This is a genomic window from Streptomyces seoulensis, from assembly GCF_022846655.1.
Taxonomy (GTDB): domain Bacteria; phylum Actinomycetota; class Actinomycetes; order Streptomycetales; family Streptomycetaceae; genus Streptomyces.
On record NZ_AP025667.1, the window covers coordinates 4,708,681 to 4,730,923 of the forward strand.

The 22,243-nt window shown below is 68.6% G+C and carries 17 protein-coding genes; 9 read left to right on the forward strand and 8 right to left on the reverse strand.

What is annotated here, in order from left to right; all coding sequences use genetic code 11:
• Nucleotides 1-18: 18 nt before the first annotated feature.
• The 5 genes from HEK131_RS21650 to HEK131_RS21670 form a co-directional block, all read right to left on the reverse strand.
• Nucleotides 19-3,786 (reverse strand): amino acid adenylation domain-containing protein, encoded by a 3,768-nt coding sequence (locus HEK131_RS21650; protein ID WP_244336646.1) that lies wholly within the window; start codon nt 3,784-3,786, stop codon nt 19-21.
• A 43-nt stretch (nt 3,787-3,829) separates the two neighbouring features.
• Nucleotides 3,830-6,751: an amino acid adenylation domain-containing protein gene (locus HEK131_RS21655; RefSeq protein ID WP_244336648.1), complete on the reverse strand. Its 2,922-nt coding sequence runs from the start codon at nt 6,749-6,751 to the stop codon at nt 3,830-3,832.
• 168 nt (nt 6,752-6,919) lie between these two features.
• Nucleotides 6,920-7,744 carry a mycofactocin-coupled SDR family oxidoreductase gene (locus HEK131_RS21660; RefSeq protein WP_244452099.1) on the reverse strand — a complete coding sequence of 275 codons (825 nt, stop codon included), beginning with the start codon at nt 7,742-7,744 and terminating at the stop codon, nt 6,920-6,922.
• Between the two features lie 2 nt (nt 7,745-7,746).
• Nucleotides 7,747-8,460 carry a thioesterase II family protein gene (locus HEK131_RS21665; RefSeq protein WP_244336650.1) on the reverse strand — a complete coding sequence of 238 codons (714 nt, stop codon included), beginning with the start codon at nt 8,458-8,460 and terminating at the stop codon, nt 7,747-7,749.
• Between the two features lie 94 nt (nt 8,461-8,554).
• Nucleotides 8,555-9,310, reverse strand: coding sequence for a thioesterase II family protein (locus tag HEK131_RS21670; protein WP_244336652.1), 756 nt, complete (start codon nt 9,308-9,310; stop codon nt 8,555-8,557).
• A 253-nt stretch (nt 9,311-9,563) separates the two neighbouring features.
• On the opposite strand from HEK131_RS21670, the gene HEK131_RS21675 reads away from it, so the two are divergent.
• Nucleotides 9,564-10,604: a LuxR C-terminal-related transcriptional regulator gene (locus tag HEK131_RS21675; RefSeq protein ID WP_244336653.1), complete on the forward strand. Its 1,041-nt coding sequence runs from the start codon at nt 9,564-9,566 to the stop codon at nt 10,602-10,604.
• 442 nt (nt 10,605-11,046) lie between these two features.
• Here HEK131_RS21675 and HEK131_RS21680 read toward each other — a convergent pair whose 3' ends face one another.
• Together HEK131_RS21680 and HEK131_RS21685 are read right to left on the reverse strand one after the other, a co-directional pair.
• Complete coding sequence (locus HEK131_RS21680) at nt 11,047-12,135, reverse strand: tyrosine-type recombinase/integrase (protein ID WP_244336655.1); 1,089 nt, start codon at nt 12,133-12,135, stop codon at nt 11,047-11,049.
• Between the two features lie 59 nt (nt 12,136-12,194).
• A complete protein-coding gene (locus tag HEK131_RS21685) occupies nt 12,195-12,491 on the reverse strand; it encodes a helix-turn-helix domain-containing protein (protein WP_244336656.1) in 297 nt (98 codons plus the stop codon).
• A gap of 669 nt (nt 12,492-13,160) precedes the next feature.
• Here HEK131_RS21685 and HEK131_RS21690 point away from each other — a divergent pair.
• Nucleotides 13,161-14,192 (forward strand): NAD-dependent epimerase/dehydratase family protein, encoded by a 1,032-nt coding sequence (locus HEK131_RS21690; protein WP_244336658.1) that lies wholly within the window; start codon nt 13,161-13,163, stop codon nt 14,190-14,192.
• A gap of 3 nt (nt 14,193-14,195) precedes the next feature.
• Here HEK131_RS21690 and HEK131_RS21695 read toward each other — a convergent pair whose 3' ends face one another.
• Nucleotides 14,196-15,152: a hypothetical protein gene (locus HEK131_RS21695; protein ID WP_244336660.1), complete on the reverse strand. Its 957-nt coding sequence runs from the start codon at nt 15,150-15,152 to the stop codon at nt 14,196-14,198.
• Between the two features lie 657 nt (nt 15,153-15,809).
• On the opposite strand from HEK131_RS21695, the gene HEK131_RS21700 reads away from it, so the two are divergent.
• The 7 genes from HEK131_RS21700 (at nt 15,810) to HEK131_RS21730 (ending at nt 22,192) form a co-directional block, all read left to right on the forward strand.
• Nucleotides 15,810-16,415: a DUF6624 domain-containing protein gene (locus HEK131_RS21700; RefSeq protein ID WP_244336662.1), complete on the forward strand. Its 606-nt coding sequence runs from the start codon at nt 15,810-15,812 to the stop codon at nt 16,413-16,415.
• Entirely contained in the window at nt 16,412-18,301 is a 1,890-nt protein-coding gene (locus HEK131_RS21705) for a glycoside hydrolase family 15 protein (RefSeq protein ID WP_244336664.1), read from the forward strand. The genes HEK131_RS21700 and HEK131_RS21705 overlap by 4 nt, the downstream gene beginning before the upstream one ends.
• A gap of 38 nt (nt 18,302-18,339) precedes the next feature.
• The gene (locus tag HEK131_RS21710) at nt 18,340-19,902 is read left to right on the forward strand and encodes a sensor histidine kinase (RefSeq protein ID WP_244336665.1); all 1,563 of its coding nucleotides are present in this window, start codon (nt 18,340-18,342) and stop codon (nt 19,900-19,902) included.
• Nucleotides 19,903-19,968: 66 nt separating this feature from the next.
• Nucleotides 19,969-20,472: a roadblock/LC7 domain-containing protein gene (locus tag HEK131_RS21715; RefSeq protein ID WP_244336667.1), complete on the forward strand. Its 504-nt coding sequence runs from the start codon at nt 19,969-19,971 to the stop codon at nt 20,470-20,472.
• Between the two features lie 83 nt (nt 20,473-20,555).
• Nucleotides 20,556-20,903, forward strand: a complete 348-nt coding sequence (locus HEK131_RS21720) for a DUF742 domain-containing protein (RefSeq protein WP_244452100.1) — start codon at nt 20,556-20,558, stop codon at nt 20,901-20,903.
• Nucleotides 20,904-20,913: 10 nt separating this feature from the next.
• Nucleotides 20,914-21,492 (forward strand): GTP-binding protein, encoded by a 579-nt coding sequence (locus HEK131_RS21725; RefSeq protein WP_244336669.1) that lies wholly within the window; start codon nt 20,914-20,916, stop codon nt 21,490-21,492.
• 13 nt (nt 21,493-21,505) lie between these two features.
• Nucleotides 21,506-22,192 (forward strand): GAF domain-containing protein, encoded by a 687-nt coding sequence (locus tag HEK131_RS21730; protein ID WP_347881867.1) that lies wholly within the window; start codon nt 21,506-21,508, stop codon nt 22,190-22,192.
• The last annotated feature ends 51 nt before the right edge of the window (nt 22,193-22,243 follow it).

A 22,243-nucleotide genomic window follows, 5' to 3' on the forward strand; every position in this document is an offset into this window, starting at 1 on the left:
AGAAACGAGAGTGCGAGATCAGAAGTCGAAGTCGAAATCCAGCACGGGCTGCGCGGTGACTGCCACCGCATTCATGCTGTGCACGGCCTTGTCTGGCCCCGTGACGGCCGCGTCGTACAGAGCCAGCAGTTCGTCGCGGAAAAACTCGACGGTCTGTGGCAGGAACAGATGCGTGCTGTAGGCCCAGTGGGCCGTGAAGCCTTCTGGGGCATCGTCGATCTGCAGGTTGAGATCGAAGAGGGTGCGCCCGGTGGCTTCAGGGGTCCAGCGCGGACGGCCCCCAAGGAAGTCAACCTGCTGCAGTCCGGTGTCTTGGACCGCGAACAGCGTGTCGAACATGGGATGGCGGCTGTAGTCCCGCTCTCCCGCGGCAGCCACGAGTTCCCCGAACGGGAAGTCCTGGTGGTCGAAGGCCGCCATAGCGTGCTCGGCCACCGCCTTCAGGTGGGCGCGGAATGAGAGCTCCGGCTGCAGGCCGATCCGCAGGCACAGGGTGTTGACGAACATGCCCTGGGAGCGCTCCACACCGGGCAAATGTCGCCCGGACACAGGTGTGCCCACGGTGACGTCGTCGCTGCCGCTCAGCCGCCCAAGCAGTGCTGTGTAACCGGCAAGCAGGACGTGGAAGGGGGTCACCCCTTCCGCACGCGCCAGCTCACGGATCGCCCGGCTGAGTCCCGCGCCGAACGCGAACGGCAGGTGGGCGCCTTCGGCCCGGCGAACCGGGGGCCGGGGCAGGTCGGTGGGCAGGTCCAGCGGCCGTACCGGCGTGGCGTAGGTGCGACGCCAGAAGTCCCCCTGAGCGAGCGCATGTTCGCGGCCCGCTTGGCCGTCGGCCCAGCGGGCGTAGTCGCCATGACTGACGTCCGGCCGCGCGGGCTCGGCGCCGCTCAACAGTTGTGCCCACTCGGTGACCAGCAGAGTGAGGGAGTAGCCGTCGGTGATCAAGTGGTGGATGTCGAGGGCAATCCGGGCGCGGCCTTGCTGACGCAGCAGCGCTGCGCGCCACAGCGGCGCCCGATGCGGATCGAAGGCCCTGATCCACCGCTTGGTCCAACCGTCCAGGTCGGCGTCGTCCGGCAGGTCCACCTCCTCGATGACCACCTGCAGTTCCCTGTGCACTCGCTGGTAGGGGCGCCCGTCGGCGTCCAGGATGAAGTCGGTGCGCAGCACGTCGTGCCGGGCCACGAGAGCGGCCAGGGTGGTGCGCAGACGCTCGACCGACGGCACCTCGGGCAGGTCGACGACCAGCGGCAGGTTGTACTCGGTCCCACTGGGGTCCTTGACCTGCTCGACGTAGATCCCGTGCTGCTGTGGCGACAGCGGGGCCGGTTCCTGGGGGCCGCTCGGGCGGGCGTCCGGCAGCAGCGAACCGTGGCCGGCAGGCTCTGCCTCACGCAACAGCTCGGCGAGCGCGGCCACCGTCGGCGCGGTCAGCACCAGCGAGACGGGGCAGGCCAGACCCAGGGTGCGCCGGATCCGGGCAGACAGCCGCGTGGCGGTCAGCGAGCCAGCACCGTAGGCGCTCAGCAGGTCGTCGGGGCCGATGCCCGTGATGCCGAGGGTGTCCTCCCACAGCCCGATCAGCACCCGCTCCAGTTCGTCGCGCGGCGGGCGCCCGCCGGACGCAGCGCCGGTCACTGTGGCGGGCTCAGGCAGCGCGGCGCGGTCCACCTTGCCGTTGACGGTTAGAGGCAGCGCGGAGAGCACCATCAGGTGGGCGGGAACCATGTGCGGCGGCAGGGACTTAGCAGCGGCCGAACTCAGGCGGCCGGTGTCCAGGTCCGGATCCCCCACGACATAACCGCACAGGTAGCTGTCGGAGGAACTGGGTAGACGCCGGGCCAGCACGACTGCGGCCCGCACGCCGGGCAGCATGGACAGGGTGGTCTCGATCTCGCCCGGCTCCACGCGGAAGCCGCGCACCTTGACCTGGTGGTCGGTCCGGCCGACGAAGTCGACCGCGCCGTCCGGCAGCATCCGCACCCGGTCCCCGGTGCGATAGAGCTTCTCACCGGTTACGAACGGGTGCGGCACGAAAGCACGTTCGGTGAGGTCAGGACGGCCGAGGTAGCCGAGTGCCAGGCCGTCGCCGCCCACGTAGAGCTCGCCGGGGACACCCGTGGGCAGCGGCAGTCCGTCCTGGTTGAGCACGAACACGGTCGCGTTGGGCACCGGGCGGCCGATCGGTACCCGGGCACCGACATGGTCTCCGACGATCTGGCAGGTGGAGATCACCGCGTTCTCTGTCGGCCCGTACGCATTGACCAGCCGCAGGCCAGGGTTGGCGGCCAGCGCCTCGCGGGCGTGCCGTGCGGAGAGCACGTCGCCGCCCACCAGCAGGTCGCGCAGCGGACGGAAGAGGCACGGGTCCTCGTCGACGAGCCGGCTGAACAGGGCGGAAGTGAACAGCGCAGTGGTGATCTGCTGTTCGCGCAGTGCACGGCTGAGTTCCTCGGTGTCGAGCAGGGTCTCGCGGTCCAGGATGCACAGAGTGCCGCCGCTGAGCAGTGCGCCCCACATCTCCCATACAGAGGCGTCGAAACCGGTCGTGCCGACCTGAGCCATCCTCGTCGTCGGGTCCAGCCGCACGTAGTCGGTCCCGCTGACCAGACGCGTGATGCCTCGATGCGGGACTAGCACTCCCTTGGGCTTGCCCGTCGTACCGGAGGTATACATCAGATAGGCCGCGTCGTCGGCGCCCCGCTGCACGCCGGTCGACGCGGGCGGGGTCGCACCAGGATCCTCCTGCCAGCCCCAAGTGTCGACGGCGAAGACCGTGAGGTGTCCGTCCGCCCGCTCGTGGACAGCTGCAAGTCTCCCTGCCAGGTCGCCAGCGGTCAGTACCCGTCGGGCACCGCTGTCCGCGAGGAGGTACGCCACCCGGTCGGCCGGGTAGTCGGGGTCGATCGGCAGGTAGACGCCGCCGGCCTTGAGGACGGCGAGCGCGGCGACCACCAGAGTGGGCTCACGCCTCAGGAGCAGGGCTACTGGCTCGCCTGGTTCGAGCCCGTCCTCGCGGAGGCGGGCCGCGAGTAGCTGTGACCGGTGGTCGAGCTCGGCGTAGCTCAGGACAATGTCGCCATGGACCACGGCCGGGCGTTCGGGTGCCTTGCGGGCCCGTTCGGCGAACAACTCCTCAACACGGCTGTCCCGCGGATATTCGACAGCCGTCCGGTTGAAGTCCGTCAGCAACCGCGTGCGTTCGACGGAGGTGAGCGGGTCCAGTTCCCGCACCGGCAGCGCCGGGTCGTCCGCCAGGACGGCCAGAGCGCGGCGCAGGTGCACAGCATGCCGGGCCACCGCGTCCGCGCGGTGCGCGGCGGGGTCGTGCAACAGCCGCAGCACGCCGCTATCGGCCGACTCGTCCAGTTCCGCCACGATCGGCGCGGCGGGGCAGGACCCGGCCGGGTCGGCGGCCACGCGCCGGACCAGCCACGGAGTGCCGGCGGCCGGCTCGCCGGGCGTCGGCGAGCGCAGCGCTCGCGCGGCGGCCTCTTCCAGCGTCGCGAGCGATGCGGCTGGCTCAACTCGGAGTCGTACCGTCACCGGGGATGTCCCCGCTTCGGCACGGTAGCCGAAATCGAGGTCGGTCTGGCCGGTGTGGTGGTGCAGTAGCGCCGCCCACGCCGCGAGTACCCGGGCAGACCCCGACCGGCCGGCGGTCACGACGGCAACCGGCTCCGCGCCAGCCGCCTCCTCGGGAGCGTACGCGCCACTCGCAGCCGGATCGGTCGGCGTCGGCAGCCAGGCCATCAACTCGCCGTCTGGTACCGGCTTGTCCACGGACCTCAAGCGGTCACCTCCCGGGTAGTCAGGAAACACTCGCTCATGCCTGGGCTCCGGGCGCGAGGGCCGCGGCGAGGCGGGTGACGGTCGGGTTCAGGTACAGCTCCCGCATCGGCATCGGGGGAAGGTTCCGCTCGTTCATGGCGCCCGCGAGGCGCACCGCGTAGAGGGAGTTGCCGCCCAACTCGAAGAAGTTGTCGTCCGGGCCGACCGGCACGCCGAGAACGTTCTGCCAGACCTCGATGAGCGCCGCGGTCAGTCCCTCTCCCGGGACCTCGGTGGATTCCGGGGACGGCTGCACGGATGGGGCAGTCGGCGTCGCGGGAGCGGGCAGTCGGCGGGTGTCCAGCTTTCCGTTCGCGGTCAGTGGCAGCGCGGGCAGCGCCGTGACGGTGGCCGGCAGCATGTATTCGGGCAGCACTTTGGCGGCCCGCCGGCGCACCGCGGCGGTGTCGCCGCCGTCGAGAACCACGTAGGCGTCCAAACGCGCCGCAGCCGCGTCTCCACCGTCGGTGCCGCCGAGGACCACGGCTGCCGCAGTCACCATGGGGTCGTCCAGCAGCACATTGCGGATCTCGTCCAGCTCGATACGGAAGCCGCGCAGCTTGACCTGGGTGTCCAGGCGGCCCAGGTGCTCCAGCCGACCATCCGGCCGCAGCCGCCCCTTGTCACCGCTGCGGTACATCCGGCCACCGGTGAACGGATCAGTGACGAAGCGTTCTGCGGTCAGCTCGGGACGACCGAGATACTCCAGCGCCACGCCCTCGCCGCCGACGTAGATCTCGCCGGGGACGTTCAGCGGGACGGGCCGCTGCCGCTCGTCGAGTACGTAGAGGTACCAGCCGGGCAGCGCCGGGCCCACAGAGCGTGAGCCGGCCAGAGCCTCCCTGCGGCCGACCGTCTGGGCGGTGACGTGGACGGTCGTCTCGGTGATGCCAAACATGTTCACCAGGCGGCAGCGGCGCTCCGGGTAACGGTCGAACCAGCCGCGCAGACCACGCGCATCGAGCGGCTCGCCACCGAACACCACAAGACGCAGCGCGAGTTCGGGTTCGTCCTGCCGGTCCACCTCCATCAGTTGGGCGAACGCGGACGGCGTCTGGTTGAGCACCGTGACCCGCTCGTCCCGCAGCAGCGAGTGGAACTCATGCGGTGAGCGCGAGACCCAGTACGGCACGACGACGAGCCGGGCACCGGTGAGCAGCGGACCCCAGATTTCCCAAACCGAGAAGTCGAAGGCGGCAGAGTGGAACAGCGTCCAGGTGTCGTCCGGGCCGAGGTCGAAGTCCTTGCGGGTTGCACCGATTAGGGCAATCACGTTGCGGTGTGGAACGACGACGCCCTTGGGACGACCGGTCGAGCCGGACGTGTAGATGATGTAAGCGGCCTCCGCGTCTCCCCGGACGGATGCGGGCGCGGCCGTGGAGGTGCTCGCTGCCAACTCGTCCGGGTGGATGGTGCGGGCCTTTTCGGCGGGGAAGTCCTCCAGGGCGGTGACGACGAAACGCAGCCCAGAGTCCTCGGCGGTGTAGGCGAGCCGGTCGGCCGGGTAAGCCGGGTCCATCGGCACGTAGACGGCGTCGACCTTGAGCACGGCCAGCATCGTGACGACCAGATCCAGCGAGCGCTCCAGGCAGATGCCGACCCGTTCGCCGGGTCGCACGCCGAGACCATGCAGCGCTCCGGCGAAGCGGTCAGCCCGCTCGTTCAGCTCCGCGTACGTCAGCGAGTGGCCCTCGCAGCTGAGGGCGATCGCCTCGGGGCGCTCGGAAGAGCGGTGCGCGAAGACCTCGTCGATTCGCTGCGGCTGCCAGTCGAGGGCTCGGGTCGGACGGCCGAGGGCCACTATGGCGTCCCGCTCCTCGTCGTCCAGCAGGTCGACGTCCGCGGGGGCCGTCGCCTCGGTGCTCGCGGCCACTTGTTCCAGGGCCATCGCCAGGTGCCGGGCGAACCGCCGGGCCGCTTCTTTGTCGATGTCGGCGAGCCGGTGGTGGATCTCCAGTGCCGGCTCGCCGTCAGCACGACGGCGGATCATCACGGTAAGCGGGAATGGGGCGGTCTGGCAGGGCAGATAGGTCTCAAGGGCGCCGTCCGCGGGATGAGCGCCCGGATCGAGCACTCCCGCCAGAACGCGGCCGCCCGACTCGGCAACCAACTCAGCGTAGGTCTGTCCGTCGCACCACGAGTCCGCCAACGTGTGCGCGGCTTCGCGCAGCACCTCGGCGGTCGAGCGCGCACCGGACAGATCCGGGGCCAGAAGAGTGCCCGCATCCGCCCCAAGGGCGTTGGCCAGGCGCCCTGGACAGCCGGTCAGGGCGCCGACGACAGGGACATCCTGGTTCTCGTACCGCCCGAGAACCAGTCCGGTCGCGACCGCGAGCGCGTCCCCCGACATGTCAGCGGCCGCCTCAGGCACGGCCGTTCGCACCACAGCAGTGCGATCCCCGGCCAGATCGTCACCCGCTGCCCATTCGACCCGGCCGGCGAATTCTCCCACGCTCCATGTCTTGCGCAGCTCGGCGTCGACCGGCGCGAGCGGTACGTTCGCGGACATGGCGTACTGCACGGCAGGCACGCGGTCGAGCAGTACGTCGGCCACATGGCGCAGCGACGCGGCGTCCAGAAAACCGCGGTGGGCGACCAGGATTAGGTCGGCCCGGCCATCCGTGTAGGCGAGGAGCACCACCCTTAGCTGCGCCTGGCCGGTGCCCAGCGGGCGGTGCAATTCGGCCTGCACGCGGCAGTTCGCGACGGTGGAATCGGTGGCCGCGGGAACGAATTCGCTCCAGAACTTCGGACGGACGGTGGCCTCGGGCCACCACCGAGCGACCGCGGTGTCGAGCAGGTGGGAGAGGCGGACGGCGTCGGCGCCTTCGGGGAGCCGAACCCGCCATGCATGAGTGTGCCCCGACGGCGGGCAGTCGGCCGGGATCAGCTGGGAATGGACGAGGGTGGGCGGCATGGGGTGGTCTCCGGAACGGTGATCAGTGACAGGGGCGAACCGTCGAAGGCAGCGGCGCGTACGGCTCGGCCCGGAGTGGAGTGCGCGGCGGGGCCTCGTCCACGTGGCGGGCGTTGGGGCGGTCCCGGCCAGCGGCGTTGCGCCGCCGGACAGGTTCGTAAACGAGTCCTAACGGGCGGTGAAGCCGCCGTCCACTGTGAGGACACTGCCGGTGACCTGACGGGACTCGTCGGAGGCCAGCCACACGGCTGCCGACGCGATGTCCTCGGGCTCGATCAGGGCATTCATCGGCTGGGCCTGCATGAAGGTCTCCTCGTGCTCGGCCACCGGCACGTCCAGGGCACGCGCGATCTCAGACAGCATCCTGCCCTCGACCTGCGAGTCGTCCCGGACCGAGCCGGGGCAGAGGGCGTTGACGCGCACCTTGAGCGGTGCGTAGTCCAGCGCCACGGCCTTAGTCAGGCCGACGAGGCCATGCTTGGCGGCCACGTACCCGGCAAAGTGGCGGTAGCCCACCAGACCGGCGGTAGAGGCGATGTTGATGATGCTGCCCGAGCGCTGCTCGGCCATGTGGCCAGCTACCGCACGGATGGTCCGCCAGGCTCCGGAGAGGTCGACGTCGATCATCAACTGCCACTCACGCTCGTCGATCTCATGGGCAGCTTTGCCCGAAGGGGCGGCGATCCCAGCGTTGTTGACGAGTACATCAATGTGCCCGAACCGCTCGCGGGTGGTGGCCATTGCCGCCTCCACCGCCTCGAGGTCTCGTACGTCCAGCCGTTCCGTCGAGACAGCAACACCGTACTCACGGCACAATTCCGCGGTGTAGGCCAACTGGCTCTCGGATCCCAGCGGGTAGGGGACGCCCGGAAGGTCTTCTGCCAGATCAAGCAGCATCAGGTCGGCGCCTTCACGGGCGAACGCCACCGCGGTGGCCCGTCCAAGGCCGCGGGCGGCGCCGGTGATGACGGCGGTCTTGCCGAACAATCGCAGGGTCATCGAGCATCCACCAGCTCAAGCTCGGCGGCAATGAGCCGCAGGAGTGCCTCTGTGCCGTCGGCCAGGTACATGTGCCCGCCATTCAGCTCCGCCGTGCGGAAGTCGGCTGTCGTGGCATCGCGCCACTGGGTGATTTGTTCGGCGTCGACCAGTTCGTCATCCCTGCCGCGCAGGGCCGTGACCGCCACATCCAGGGGCTTTTCGGAAGTCGGGCGATAGCTCTCGTGCATCTGTACGTCGGCTCGCAGCATGGGCAGCAAGAGCGCCCGCATCTCGGGATGGGCGAGCGCGGGGTGGTCATAGCCGGCGAACGCGCGGACCTGCGCCAGGAACGCCTCGTCGTCGAGGCCGGTGGCCCGGTGCTCGCGGCCGTTCCACGGGCCGGGTGAACCGCTGACGAACAGCCGGCTCAGCGACGCGGGCTGCGACACCGAGAGCTGATGCATCAGCTCGTACGCCAGCACGGCGCCCAGGCTGTGCCCAAAGACGGCAATGCGTTCGGCGTCGGCAAGCTGATTGAGCACGCCGGCGTGAATCTCCTCCACGGCCCGGGCGACCTCGGTGTGCGGAGCGTCGATGAAGCGTTCCTCACGACCAGGGAGCTGAACAGGGACGATCCGGAGCCCTTCCGGAGCGACGGATTGCCATTCCTTGAAGAACGAGGCACCGGAACCTGCGAAGGGCAGACATATGAGATGAGTCGTGGGCATGACTGCATTCCCCTCATAGGGATGGTTGTGAATGAAACAGAAAGCGGAGCGCGGCCCCAGGACGCGGACGAGCACACGGCACGTGGTCCGGTCGTCAGGCGTCAGGGACAGCCGCAATCGCCCTTGCGGCAGCCGTGACGACATCAGCCACGGCCTCGACGTTCGCGTCGTCGAGAAGATAGAAGTGACCGCCAGGCAGAACACGGGCATCCACCGCGGCGTCCACCCGCTCAGACCAGGCGCCCAGGCGCTCCACGGGGACGAGGAGGTCCTGCTCGCCTCCGATCACAGTGAGCGGATGCGCCACCCCTGAGTGCGCGTTGCGGAGTGCGAGCTGCCCTCCCAGGGCGAGGTCGGCTCGCAGGAGCCGCAGCGTATGGTCGCGCCAGGCCGGATCGTCCAGCATCTGAGCGGGGGTTCCGCCGCCCCGCCGAAGCACGCCCATCAGCGCATCGTCGCCCCACTCCCTCGGTCGCTCGATCTGTGATCCGCAGGGCAGTTGAGCACTGATGACCAACGCGGAACACAGGCACGGATCCATCACCGACAGGGCGAAGGCGATGGATCCGCCAAGGCTGTGCCCGAACAGAACCGTTGGAAGGGAAGGCATCGCGGACAGCTCACGGGCAATGCCTCCCAGGAGGTCTTCCGGCGAGATCTCGGGCTCTTCGCCGAACCGCCGTTCGCGACCGGGAAGCGTCACCCCGACGACCTCAAACGGCGCCGGGACGTGCTTCACCAGGGGCAGCAGGGAGTTGGGACCAGCACCGGAATGCGGGATGACCACGATCCGTGCCAGAGGGAGGGATGTCGGCCGCCGCAGGGGGCTTAGCCAGGGTTCGTACGGCATGCGACGACTACCGCCGAATCCGGCAGCGCTCCGTCGTCGATTGTGGAGCCTGCCTGGGTTGGCAGGCAGCGAAGCAGGTGCGAGAAGAAGCGAGGTGAATCACGGAACCACATTTCGTGCTAAGCAAACTGAGCCCTTGTGAGGCGCGATCCACGGTATCCATGGCCGGAACGGGTCATCAAGATCGTCGAGGTGTCGTCTCCCCGGCGGCGCGAATACGACAGGCACACAAAAGGGACTATGCTCACCCCGTGTGACAGTAGTACACAGCGATCCGACCGCCGCCCTGCGTGACCTGGAGGAATGGGTCTACGCCCGCGCTTGCGAAGAGGGTTCCATCACCCTCGGCGACGTCGAAGCGGAGACCCAGGCGCCTCAGCACGAGATCCGGGCGGCCATCCAGAACCTGCGAGCCCTGCACCTGGTGCGCGAAACGAACGATGGGGACGGCCAGTTCGTCGCCGCGTCACCGGAGGGTGCGAAGCTCCGACGTCTTGCGCCGCTGCTCGGCGAACTACAGCGCCTGCAGGAACGGACCGAGAAGATGCGTACCGCGTACGACGGTTTCATCCACGTCTACGAGACGGTCGCAACCAACCGCTCACGCCGATCGGGCATCGAGGTCATTCCGAACCGCGGCGACGTCCGGCGGACCATCAATGGCCTGGCGGCCCTGTCTACTACCGAGGTGTTCACGTCCCACCCGGGCGGTCCACGGCCGCAGGAAGTACTCCATGAATCGGTCGCCAGGTCGCGCGACCTGCTGGAGCGCGGCGTTGCCATTCGGACTCTCTATCAGCACAGCGCGGCTTTCGACGCCGGCACCACCGCATACGTCGAGCACTTCACCGCCATGGGCACCCAGTTCCGCACCCTGGCCGACGGTTTCCCTCAGCTGATGATCTTCGATCAGCGCTCCGTGCTCGTTCCGTTGCACGAGGGGTCCGACGGGGCGACGCTGGTCAGCGACCCCAGCATCGTCAGCTTCGCAACGGCCGCGTTTGAACGCGCCTGGGTGGCCGCGGCTCCGTTCCGCATCGCCTACGACCACGTCGAGGTCCGCGAAGCCTCCGAGGATGTCAGACGCACCATCATGCGCCTGCTGGTCACGGGAGAGGAGGACCGACGCATCGCCGCACGCGTAGGGCTGTCCCTGCGCAGTTGCCAGCGCCACGTCGCACACATCATGAAGCAGATTGGCGCCCGGAACCGGCTCCACGCCGGCTACCTCATCTCCCAGCATGACCTGCTCGACCGGCCGATTCCCGACCCCTCGCAGAAACTGGCTACCTGACCTCACCCTGCCGGATCGCATCCGGCCCAGTTCCAACATGGATCAACGAAGGGGTCGCGCCCACATGAACCCGGCCCCTTCTTGATCTGCATGTCTGTCACATCACCAGCGCGGTGTTGCTGCGCCGCCTATCACGTTCACGCGGAACTTACCCACGAACCCGCGCGCCGCCACTAAGCTGCGAAGAGCCTGACAACACCCCGGCGGGTTTCGGAAGGCCCCTCCCGTCGCAAGCCAGATGGACCTCGCTGGTCAGCCCGCGCGGGACCGTTCGAATCCGCTCTCACCGACCTCCCAGCGGCTGCACGACCAGAGTTCAACCAGGGAACGAGGGGGCGGGCTCAGCGTCGGGAGCGGCAGGACCCCGCCGGGGGGGTATCCGGGGGCTGAGGAACGTCCGCCCTCGCCCTGTCCTCAGAGGAGAGGGCGAAGGGAACGTCGCTTATGCCGCGATAGTGAGCGGGTCATCCATGCGGTCCCAGGCTCCGAGCACTGCCTTATGTGCATCTGGCTGCAGGTGTGCGTAGCGCTGGGTGGTCTGGAAGTTCTCGTGTCCGAGAAGGTGTTGGACCTCGTAGAGCGAGACTCCCTTCTGAACCAGCCAGGAGGCACAGGTGTGACGCATCGAGTGGGGCGGGTACCGGGGGACGAGCTGCTGCTCGCCATCACCGTCGAAGTAGTAGGAGCCGTCCACGGCCGGCCACCAGGTCTGCGTGCGCCAGTTCCCGTCCCTGAGGAGTCGGCCCGCCCGGCCCTTGGTGGTGGTGGTGAACACCACGGAGTCGCGGTCGAGCCGATGAATGTGACGTTCGAGCGCCTCCAGGACGTGGGGTGGCAGCGGCACCTCCCGGCGGCTCTTGGAGCTCTTCGGGTATTCCTTGATGCCGCTGGCGGTGTTGACCTCGACGACGAATAGGCGTGAGCGGCGCTGGTCGATGCGGTGGCGGTGCAGCCCGGAGAGCTCGCCCCACCTCAGCCCGGTATAAAAGCCGAGCAGACACATCGTGCGCCATGCGACGGGAAGCTCGTCCAGGATGCTCTGAGCCTGGTCGACAGTGAACCACTGCGGCGGCTTGACCGCGATCTGCGGCAAGTCGATGCTGCGGCACGGGGTCACCGCTAGGACATCGTCGTCGACGGCCGCGCGCAGTATAGAGGACGTCAGGTTATAGGCCCGCTTAATCGCCGCGGCCCCCGCACCCTTCTCGACCAGGGTTCGGATCCAACTTTGCATATCCATGCGGGTGATGGCCCGCATCTCCCAGTCCGCCCAGTAGGGCATGACGTGGTTCTTGATGCTGGATGCGTCGCCACGAAGTGTATGGGGCTCAACGATTCGCGCGTTCCACCACCGATCGTGCCACTCGCGGAACGCTATTTCTCCGGCCCGTGGGTCGCGCATGCCACCACGGGCGAACTGGGTTTCCATCTCGGTTCCCCAGGCGCGTGCCTGCACCTTCAGGGGGAACGACTCGCTGAACCGGTCTCCTTCTCGGTTCCGAACAGTCACCTGCCACTTTCCGGAACTCAACTTGCGAAGGTACGAGTTTCTACTCCTTGTTCAACAATGACGGTGCCGGGATGGCACAGTCAGGTACGGACGACAGACGGGGCCACGGCGCGACGGCTGATGAATTCGTCGAGAGCGCCTGCGGGCACCCGTACACGAGACCGGCCTGGTCCGGTGCGGAGGTCGACCACTGGCAGCTCGCCGGCGGCGATGATGCGGTAGACGGTGCGGCGATCGACATCCAGGGCAGCGGCGACAGATGGAATGGACAACAGACGTGCAGACATCACGGGAACCTTGAGGTGACGGGATCGACTGGACGGGGCATGCAGGGAACGCCCGTGGCCGAGCTGCTCCGCAAGCTCATTCAACTGCACGGAGCTTCCTGCATTCGCTTCGGCTCCACCGCCAAGCACAGCCGATTGCGAACTCCTCCATGATGGCGACGATTGCCGGTTTGGATAACCGGCGATCGTGGTCTATGTTGCGCGCCGTGTCACGTAACCGGCGCCGCTCTGCGCTCGCCGCAAGCGAGGTCCGGCCGCCATCTGAACGGACTGGACAGCAAATTCATGCAGATGAACCTCCCAAATGCGGACCAGGTACGCGCGGCAATCTCAGGTGGTTAGCCAGCCACCGACCACACCGTCCGGCCTGACATTTCCCGAGGGGGTGTGTACCTTGACATGGGTCCAGCGCGGGTATCCAGTATTTTGGAGTTCTTTCTCGTCTGCCGTGAGCGGATTCCCAAGCTCAGCCTCTGATATCGCAACGGCCTCATTCGCAGAAACCGCGGCAGCACACCGCATCACCGCCCCGCGCCGCGGCGGCTACTCGGCGGTCCTGCTCGCCGCCGCCGACAAGGCCCGCGATCTTCGACTCGACTTGCTGCGTGCGGGCGGCGAGGTTCGACTGTGGCTGGCGATGCCGCGCAGCGTCGGGACAGGGGTTTTGTTGGTGGTCGGTGCGGCCCCCGGGCGCGCGGGGAGACCCGCTCTGCCATGAAGCGCTGGCGCGCAAAGCAGCCAGCGGGCAGGATCGCCCGCATGAAGATTCTGGTGCTTGGAGGTACGTGGTTCCTCGGAAGGGCTGTAGCACAAGCTGCCCTGGATCGAGGGTGGTCGGTGACCGTCTTCAACAGGGGAAGGTCCGGTGCTCCGCCGGAAGGTACTCGTGAAGTTCACGGCGACCGGACCGTGCACGAAGACGTGCTCCGGCTAGCGCATCAAGGGCCCTGGGATGCCGTAATCGATACCTCCGCCTCGGAGCTTGCCCCGCTTGATGTGCTGGCGGGAGCCAAGGCTCTGGAACCCGCGGCGGGAAGGTACGTCTACGTTTCCACGGTGAACGCGTACCGGGGGTGGCCGAATGAGCCGCTGACTGAGGAATCGGAGTTGCTGGACGCCCCGCCCAACGCGGACGTGTCCTACGGCAGACTGCCAGCGAACTGGGATGGACCTGACTGGTATTACGGGAGGCAGAAGGCAGGTGCCGAGCGAGCAGCGCTGGCCGCCTTCGGTGCATCACGCGTGGCCATCCTTCGCCCCGGCGTGATTCTTGGCCCCGGAGAATACGTTGGCCGGCTCCCCTGGTGGCTGCGCCGAGTGTCAAAGGGCGGCTCAATCCTCGCTCCCGGGGACCCCGCAAAGTCCATCCAGCCCGTAGATGTACGAGACGTGGCGGAGTTCGCGCTCGATCAGGCGGCTGCGTCGGGGGGCGGCGCATTCAACGTCACTGCTCCCTTGGGACGCGAGTCCATGGGCGGCTTCCTCGCAGCCTGCCTTGATGCCACGGGAAGTGCAGGTCGTCTCGTCTGGGCACCCGACGATCTCCTGGTCGAGCATGGAGTGGTGCAGTGGACGGAGCTTCCGCTCTGGCGCACTCACGCTGGAGCGTGGGCAGTCGACTCTGCTTCCGCAGAGGCGGCTGGGCTGCGGTGCCGCCCCTTGGCCGAAACGGTGGCTGCGACGTGGGAGTGGTTGCAGTCCGGTGGCGTACCGGTTGAGCATCCCCGTTGGGCCGAGCACGGCATCTCAACACAGAAGGAAGAGGAGATCCTCTCGAAGGTGAGTGGCTGAGGATCAGCCCTCAACAGCCAGAGGCGCCAAGCCTCCGAGTCGGCTTGCCGAAGACGCTTCGGTGAACGCTTCAATGCGTTCACCGAGGTCGGCCGCCTCTTGAGCACCGCGGAAGTCCGAATGGGTGAGACCTGCCCGGACCGCAGCCATGCGCTCAAGAGTCCCGGCTCCCCGCCAATCGGTCGGTACTTCGAAGACGGGCCCAAGGGCATCTTGCACCCCATCGAGATCACCGCGAAGAAGCCGTGCACGGCCAAGGTCCGCAGACGCCTGAGTCGAGATGAGCAGCGGCCGCTGATCCTCCGGCTTAGCGCTGAGGAGGTGCAGAGCCTGTGTCGCAGCGTCCTCGGCGCCATCAGCGTCATTCAGGAGGAGGTGGGTGGTCGCATTGCTCATCGCTACGCGGTCAGCCGGAAACCCGAACTCGCCACCAATGCCATCGTGAAGCTCGTCCCGCCGCCCAGCGCCTTGATCCAAGGCGCACCGTACCGCCCTCTCTGCGGCTGCCTGATCGCCCAAGTGTCCGTGGGCTCGAGCCTCGATCACGAAGAGGCGCGTCATGGCGGTGTCGCCGAGCCCTCCGAATTGCTGCGCAGTGCGGACGAGGCGAAGGGACTCTGTCGGGCGGCCGCTCCAAAAGGCCAGGAAAGCCAGCGCGCCATGGGCGTAAGCCTGAAGCGGGCCGTACTCGATGACTTGTCCGTACAGTGCCGCAGTACGTGCCAAGGACACAGCGGCTGGAAGAGACCCCAGGTCGAAACAGACGGCCGAGAGAATCGCGGCGGACCGCCCAGCAGCCAGATACCCCCGCTCCCGCTGGCGCGGCACCTGGGTCCGTTCCAGCATCGCCTGCGCGATGCCGAGCAGTTCCTTCGCCCTCCGGTAGACCTCGACGTGGGGCGTACGGCTGTACTCGCGCGCCAGGGCGACGACATCGTCGTCAAGCTGGTCGAGTGTCATGTCCGGCACGCTCAGGGAAGCTGCGTCCCCGGCGTGCGAAGCGGCATCCCGAGCAGTCATTGCAAGATCACTCTCATCGATCGTAGGTAGATACGCTCCGCTCGCATCGGGTGGAAGTAAGTCCGGAGGGCTGAGCAACGCTCGGACGTTGTATCCGAACATGTGCTCAAGGACCGCGGGTGCCGGCTGGTTGGGGATGCCCTTCACCCGTCCTGAGGTCCACCGGCGGAAAGTCTGCTCCTCGACAGTCGCCGTGGAACGCTCGCCGGCTGCGGCGGCCAATTCGATCGCCGCCTTCTCGTACGCCCTCCGGAACATGACGTACGTCCAGCCGCGGTCCGAGACCAGCAGCTGAAGCAGCGTGCGCGCCCTAATCGCCAACGGTTCCCTCCGACCACCCGTGTCGAGCCGAGGCCAAGCCCCGCAACCTAACTATCGCTCAACTTTGACCACATATAACGATCTTGACCTCATGTGGGGTGCAGATGACATGTCGGTGATACCCCCCATCACCTGCTGGAGTGCAGATGACACCCCTCGTGACATGGCACTGATTGGCGCTCGGCGGAAACCTTGACCTCCCTCCCGCTGTCTCTGCGACACGCGTCGTGACGGCGGCGAGACCCGGTCTGCACCCCTACGAAGCCGAGGCACGCCATGAGCCAGAGCCCCACACCCGTCATTGCCCCGAGTGGAGAGCAGGCGTGTGCGCCCGGTCTGGCCGAACGGCTCCTCGTGGTCGCCGCAGAAGACCGACGCCTCGCCCGTGAGGCAGCCACGCTGCCGGCCGACGCGACTCCGGCGAAAGCGCTGTTCGTTGCCAGGGCTGATCACGGACGGTGGCTCCGCGACATCGTGTGCAGGTCCGGGTGGCCGACTTCCAAGGCGGTGGGTGAAGAAGCGTCGACGGCGGCGGTGACGGTCCTCCTCGGTGCCCGAAGCCAGCACCTGCTCGCCCTGTGTCAGCCACTCATCGCCGAGGCCGTCGCGAAGGAAAGCACGCCCGCAATCCACCTGGCCTATGTGGTCGACCTGCTCGCCGTGCTCCGAAAACAGCGGCAGACCTACGGCACCCAGGTCGAGCCCCGGAGTCTGGAGCCCTTCCCGATTCACGACGCGACGTCCATCGATGCCCGACGGGCCGCCGTCGGCCTCCCGCCCCTGGCCACCACCCTGACCCAGCTGCGCACCGCCGTGGAGCGCGCGCCGCGACCCACCACCCCGCCCCCGACCCGGACGTCTCACGGAGCCCTCTCACAATGACCACCACCCCCTACATCGAGCGGCACGCCCTGATAGGCGACCTGCGCACATGCGCCCTTGTCCGCGACGACGGATCGATCAACTGGCTGTGCCTGCCGAGATTCGACTCGGACGCTGTCTGCGCGGCGCTGCTCGGGGGCCCGGAGCATGGCTCCTGGTCCCTCGCCCCAGCCCCGGGCGACGACGCCGATCATCTCTCGGCGGCTTCGCGGGGGTACCGGGGGGACACGCTCGTCCTGGAGACGGAGTGGAGGACCGGCGCCGGCAGCGTGCGTGTGGTCGACTTCATGCCGCCGGGCACGTCCACCCCACAGGTGATCCGGATCGTGGAGGGCCTGACCGGCGAGGTGCGGATGGTGTCGCGGCTGCGGCCGATGCCCGGCTACGGCCGGACCGTGCCGTGGATCCACGACCAGGGCGGGCGGATGGTCGCCCAGGCCGGCGCGGACGCGTACTGGCTCGACACCTCCGCGAAGCAGATGGAGAAGGACGGCGCGGTCGTCAGCGGCTTCGCGGTGGCCGCCGGGCAGAGCGTCGCCTTCGTGCTCAGCTACTGGCCCGCGCACGCCGCCGACGCGCCGGAGGTGGCGGATCCGGAGGCCGCGCTCGACGCGACGCTCGCAGGCTGGCAGGACTGGGCGCTGCGGTGCACCTACACCGGTCCGTACCACAAGGCCGTCGCCCGGTCGGCCATCGCGCTGAAGGCGATGACCTACGCACCGAGCGGCGGGATCGTCGCCGCGCCGACCACCTCGCTGCCGGAGGAGATCGGCGGTGTCCGGAACTGGGACTACCGGTACACCTGGCTGCGCGACTCCGCCGTGACCGTCGCCGCCCTCCTCCGCACCGGCCACCGAAGCGGTGCGCTGGCGTGGCGGCGATGGCTGCTGGCGGCGGTGGGCGGGGACCCGCAGAACCTTCAGATCATGTACGGGCTCTGCGGGGAGCGGGAGCTGCCCGAGCGGGAGCTGGGCTGGCTGCCAGGGTACGAGGACTCGGCACCGGTCCGGGTAGGAAACGGTGCCGTGGACCAGCTCCAACTGGACGTGTACGGGGAGGCCATCGAAGCCCTCTACCTCGCCTACCGCCACGGCCTCGCCCCCTGCCCGGACACGGTCGTCCTGCACCAGCGACTCGTCCAGCAGGTGATCGAACGGTGGCGCGAGCCGGACGCGGGGATCTGGGAGATCCGCGGTCCACGCCGCCCGTTCGTGCACTCCAAGGTGATGGCCTGGGTCGCCTTGAACCGCACGATCTGCATGGCCGAGGACGGCGTCCTCGACGTGGACCTGGCCGAGCTGCGGGCGGTGCGCGAGGAGATCCACCGCGAGGTCTGCGAACGCGGCTTCGACCCGGTCCGCAACACGTTCACGCAGTATTACGACTCCCGCGAGCTGGACGCCGCGCTGCTCCTGATCCCCCGCGTGGGCTTCCTCCCCGCCGACGACCCGCGCGTGATCGGCACCGTGGCAGCGGTCCAGCGCGAGCTGGCCACGGCAGGCGGCTTGGTCCACCGCTACCCGACCCAGGGGAGCGACGTCGGGGTGGACGGATTGCGTGGCAGCGAAGGAACCTTCCTGCTCTGCTCGTTCTGGCTGGTGGATGCCCTCGCCCTGACCGGCCGCCTGGCGGAGGCCCGCGTGCTGTTCGAGCACCTGCTGAGCCTGCGCAACGACCTGGGCCTGCTCGCCGAGGAGTACGACCCGGTGGCCCGCCGCCAGCTGGGCAACTTCCCCCAGGCGTTCAGTCACGCCGGCCTCATCGAGAGCGCCCTGCTCCTGCAGCGCTGCGCGTGGGCAGCCAGCTCCCCCGACGTCGTGCTCCCCCCGGAGAGCGCGGTGCTGGCGCACATCGCCCCGCCCCCGTGGCACACGCCCGCTGCATGACCATTCCCTATCCGTTCGCCACCAGTTGAGGATTTTTGATGTCGGACCGCGCTTCGCCCAGCCGCTCGGCCGCCCACGGACGCCGACGGCGGCACCCCTCGAACATCGAGCGCCTGCTGCTCAGTGAGGTCCGCTCGGCGGTGATCGTCACGTTCGCCGGGCCCGTCATGGTGGTGCTGGTGCTGGCCGCCGTCCTGCGGTTGGCGGCGGGTATACCCGGCGACCTCCTGGCTTATGGGGTCGTCGTGGCCCTGCTGGGCATTGTGGCCGTGGCCGTCCGCCGCACGCGATCCATTGCGAACACGGTTGGCGAGGCGTGGTCGGCGGCGCAGGAGGCCGACGCGCAGGAATATGCGGAGGAATTCCGGCGGATCCAGCAAGGGGTGGCTGCGGTGGGCCAAGCCGTGAGCTGGTCGGCGGAGGAGCTGTGCCGTGGCGGGATGCCGCCGGTCCCGGACACGGAGCATGTCGAGGTCGGTGCGGCCGGCGTCGTGCTGCAGGCGCTTGGCCGGTTGCAGGCCGATGCAGTCAAGGGGTTGCTCCGGGTCCGGACCGAGGCGCGGTCCGAGGTGGACCTGGCGCTGCTGCGTCAGCTGGCCAAACGCGAGCACGTCCAGGTCGGACGGGCCCTCGATGCCCTGCAGGCCCTTGAAGGACTCACCGACGATCCGGAGCTGCTGGAGAAGATCTGGCGGATCGATCACCAGGTAACCATGGTGCGGCGCCACGTGGAGAGCATGGCGGTGCTGGGCGGGGAGAGCCTGCGCAGCGGGCGCCGGAGCCCGGTCTCGGTGATCGCCACGGTGCGCGGTGCGATCGGCGAGGTCGTCGGGTACGAGCGCTGCACTGCGATCACTCCCTCGGTGCCGGCGGACCTGGCCATGCCCGGATACGTGGGCCGCGATGTCGCCCACGTACTGGCCGAGCTGATTGACAACTCCCTGGCCTGCTCGCCCCCGTCCACCCGTGTGGAGGTCGCGGTGCAGCCGGTGCCCAACGGACTGGCTTTCGAGGTCGTCGACCGGGCGATCCCCATGGACCCGCGGCTGCGCGAGCACCTCAATCAGCTGCTGGACAACCCGGAGACGGTGGACTTCAGTCGCCAGGTGCGCGGCGGACAGATCGGCCTGCCGACCGCCGCCCGGATCGGCCAGCGGCACGGCTTGTCCATCCGGCTCTCGGAAAACTCCACCGGCGGCACCACGGCACTGGTCGTCGTCCCGACCACGCACCTGATCAAACTGCCTGAGGCGACGGCTCCCTCCGCCGACGTCCCGGCTCCGTCCAGCCCTGCCCCGCAGGCACCAGTGCGGCTGCTGGAACGCGGTCACCAGCACCACGGCACAGCGCCCGAAAACACTGCTGCGGGTGCGGCAGGTGGTCCCGCTGGGGCTCCTCTCCTGCCCCGGCGTATCCCGCAGCAGAGCACGGAGTTCGAACGACCGGAGGCTCCGGCCTCGGTGAAAGCCAACCCGCAGCTCGGCGCGGCCTTCCGGGCGGGCGCCCGCTCGGCCCGAAACGCCGAAGCCCAGGCCGACAGCGCGCCGGCTTCCTGGGACCAGGGCGCGCTGCCTCAGCCCGCGCCCGGCGGCGGTCCTTGACCCCCGACCACCTCACCTCCCCCTACCTCTCTTCTATCCCCCCTCACTCTCTGGAGCGGATGCGTCATGAACAGCGGCGGAGCGATACCGAACACCCAGCAGGTCCTCGACCCCACCAGCGGACCGAAGGACCGCATGAAGTTTCTGCTGACCAAGTTCGTGGCGGAGAATCCTGCCGTCACCCATGCCGTGCTGGTCTCCCGCGACGGCCTGAAGCTGTTGGACAGCGACGTGGACCCGGACTGGGCCGACGCGCTCGCGGCGACCATCAGCGGGATGGCCTCGCTCGGCGCGGCCTTCACCGGCCCCAGCAACCGCCGAGTGGACCCCAACCAGATACTCGTCGAGCGGGGCGACTGCTTCCTCTTCCTCCAGCACGCCGGCGCCTCCAACGTCTTCCCGACGACCCCGGGGCGCAGGGACGCCCAGACCGGCACCATCCTCGGTGTGATCGCGGCCCCGAACGCCGACCTGGCGGCCATCGGCTACCAGATGGCCTCGCTGATCGAGCGGTTCCGCCCCTACCTCACCGTCGACGCCCGCGCCACCGCCGACGACACCAAGCGATGAACGGGCCCGACACCCCGAGGGCGTCCAGCGGGCCTCCCTTCGGCGAGCTGTCCGACGGTGGCGCGCTGGTGCGGCCGTACACGATGACCGGCGGCAGAACCCAGACGAGGCACCAACTCAGCGTGGACACGATCCTCCGGGTCGGGCCCAGCCGGACCAGCCCCCCGGGCCGGGTGGAGGAAGCCCGGCAGATTCTCACGCTCTGCCGGGAGCGGCGCCGAACCGTCGCCGAGCTGGCGGGCACGCTCGGCCGACCGGCCGTTGCCGTCAGGGTCCTCGTCGCGGACCTGATCGACACGAAGGAACTCGTCGTGCACGTCGCCGTCCCCTACGACGACAACGACCAACCGACCACCGCGCTGGTGCAAGCCCTGATCGCGGGGCTGAGGAGGGAGTGTCCCAATGCCCGGGACCTACGCCACGCCAGCTGATCACGACCCAATGCCGCTGAAGATCGTGGTCAGTGGCGGTCTCGGTGCCGGCAAAACAACCTTCGTCGGCACGATCTCCGAGATTCCACCGCTCACTACCGAGGAGTACATGACCGCGCGAGGCGAGGCGGTGGACAACCTCGACGGCATCCAGGCGCTGAAGGAGACGACCACGGTCGCTCTCGACTTCGGGCGCCGGACGTTTCGAGGCGCGCTCCCGCTGGAGCTGTTCCTGTTCGGCACCCCTGGCCAGGACCGCTTCGTGCCGCTGTGGCGTGACATCGCCGAGGGGGCTGTCGGAGCCGTCGTCTTGGTCGACACCAGCCGCTTGGGGCAGAGCTTCACCGCCGTCAGCTTCTTCGAGCACCTCCGGATGCCGTTCGTGGTCGCTCTCAACCGCTTCGACGGCGCGCACCACCATGCGACCGACGACGTCCGCGACGCACTGGCGCTCAGCGCGGACATCCCCGTCGTGTCCTTCGACGCCCGCCAGCCCGACCAGGTCGCCAGCGTGCTGCTCACCCTCGCGGGCCACGCACTGACCCGCCACGGCCTCACCAACTCCCCGCCCGCGCCCGCCACCTTCTAGTCCTGGATACTCGATGACTCACCCGCGCTACACCCCGATACAGCAGCCGCAGCCCGGCCAGCCGCTCCCCGACCTGCGCCACCTGCCGACCCGGGCCACCCGCACCGCGGGCCTGACCACACACGGCCCCACTCTCCCCACCCGGCACGCCGCCTCTCCCGCCGGCGACCACCAGATCCACACCGGCGTGGTCATGACCGAGGAGGAAGCCGCCCGCGCGCAGCTCCTGGCGGAGTTGGGGCTGGAGCTGTCCGGGCACAGCCTGTTCGATGAGATCGCCGAGGACCTGGGCAAGGCCACCGGCTTCCTGTACGGCTTCGTCAACCTCTTTGGCCCGAACGCGCAGCACTTCACCGGCCTGTTCCAGCCGCTGCCCGAGGCGGGCCATCCCGTCCTCGACCGGAGCATGCGCCTGGACCACGGGTGGTGCCCCGATGTCGTCCGACGCAAGAAGAGCCTGCCCCTGCACGACGTCCACGCCGCGCCCAGGTTCAGCGGCAACCCGGTCGTCGACGCCGTCGGCATCCGCTCCTACTACGGCTCGCCCCTCATCCACCCGAGCGGCGTCCCCCTGGGCACCGTCTGCGTCGCGGACCCCGAGAAGCGAAAGCTGGAGGAGTCCACGCGACTGCGCGACCTCGTCGCCGGCCACGGCGAGCGGACCATGAAGGCGATCATGCAGGGCGCCCATCTCCGCTGACCCGCAGCCATCTCTCGCGCCCCCCACCCGGAAGCCCGCGCGGCTCCGGCC

Excerpts from the sequence above, each read along its gene's own strand:
- HEK131_RS21690 (WP_244336658.1), top strand. The coding sequence starts at position 13,161 with ATGAAGATTCTGGTGCTTGGAGGTACGTGGTTCCTCGGAAGGGCTGTA.
- HEK131_RS21715 (WP_244336667.1), top strand. The coding sequence starts at position 19,969 with ATGAACAGCGGCGGAGCGATACCGAACACCCAGCAGGTCCTCGACCCC.
- HEK131_RS21695 (WP_244336660.1), bottom strand. The coding sequence starts at position 15,152 with ATGACACTCGACCAGCTTGACGACGATGTCGTCGCCCTGGCGCGCGAG.
- HEK131_RS21730 (WP_347881867.1), top strand. The coding sequence starts at position 21,506 with ATGACTCACCCGCGCTACACCCCGATACAGCAGCCGCAGCCCGGCCAG.
- HEK131_RS21710 (WP_244336665.1), top strand. The coding sequence starts at position 18,340 with ATGTCGGACCGCGCTTCGCCCAGCCGCTCGGCCGCCCACGGACGCCGA.
- HEK131_RS21705 (WP_244336664.1), top strand. The coding sequence starts at position 16,412 with ATGACCACCACCCCCTACATCGAGCGGCACGCCCTGATAGGCGACCTG.
- HEK131_RS21670 (WP_244336652.1), bottom strand. The coding sequence starts at position 9,310 with ATGCCGTACGAACCCTGGCTAAGCCCCCTGCGGCGGCCGACATCCCTC.
- HEK131_RS21720 (WP_244452100.1), top strand. The coding sequence starts at position 20,556 with ATGACCGGCGGCAGAACCCAGACGAGGCACCAACTCAGCGTGGACACG.
- HEK131_RS21725 (WP_244336669.1), top strand. The coding sequence starts at position 20,914 with ATGCCGCTGAAGATCGTGGTCAGTGGCGGTCTCGGTGCCGGCAAAACA.
- HEK131_RS21700 (WP_244336662.1), top strand. The coding sequence starts at position 15,810 with ATGAGCCAGAGCCCCACACCCGTCATTGCCCCGAGTGGAGAGCAGGCG.
- HEK131_RS21665 (WP_244336650.1), bottom strand. The coding sequence starts at position 8,460 with ATGCCCACGACTCATCTCATATGTCTGCCCTTCGCAGGTTCCGGTGCC.
- HEK131_RS21655 (WP_244336648.1), bottom strand. The coding sequence starts at position 6,751 with ATGCCGCCCACCCTCGTCCATTCCCAGCTGATCCCGGCCGACTGCCCG.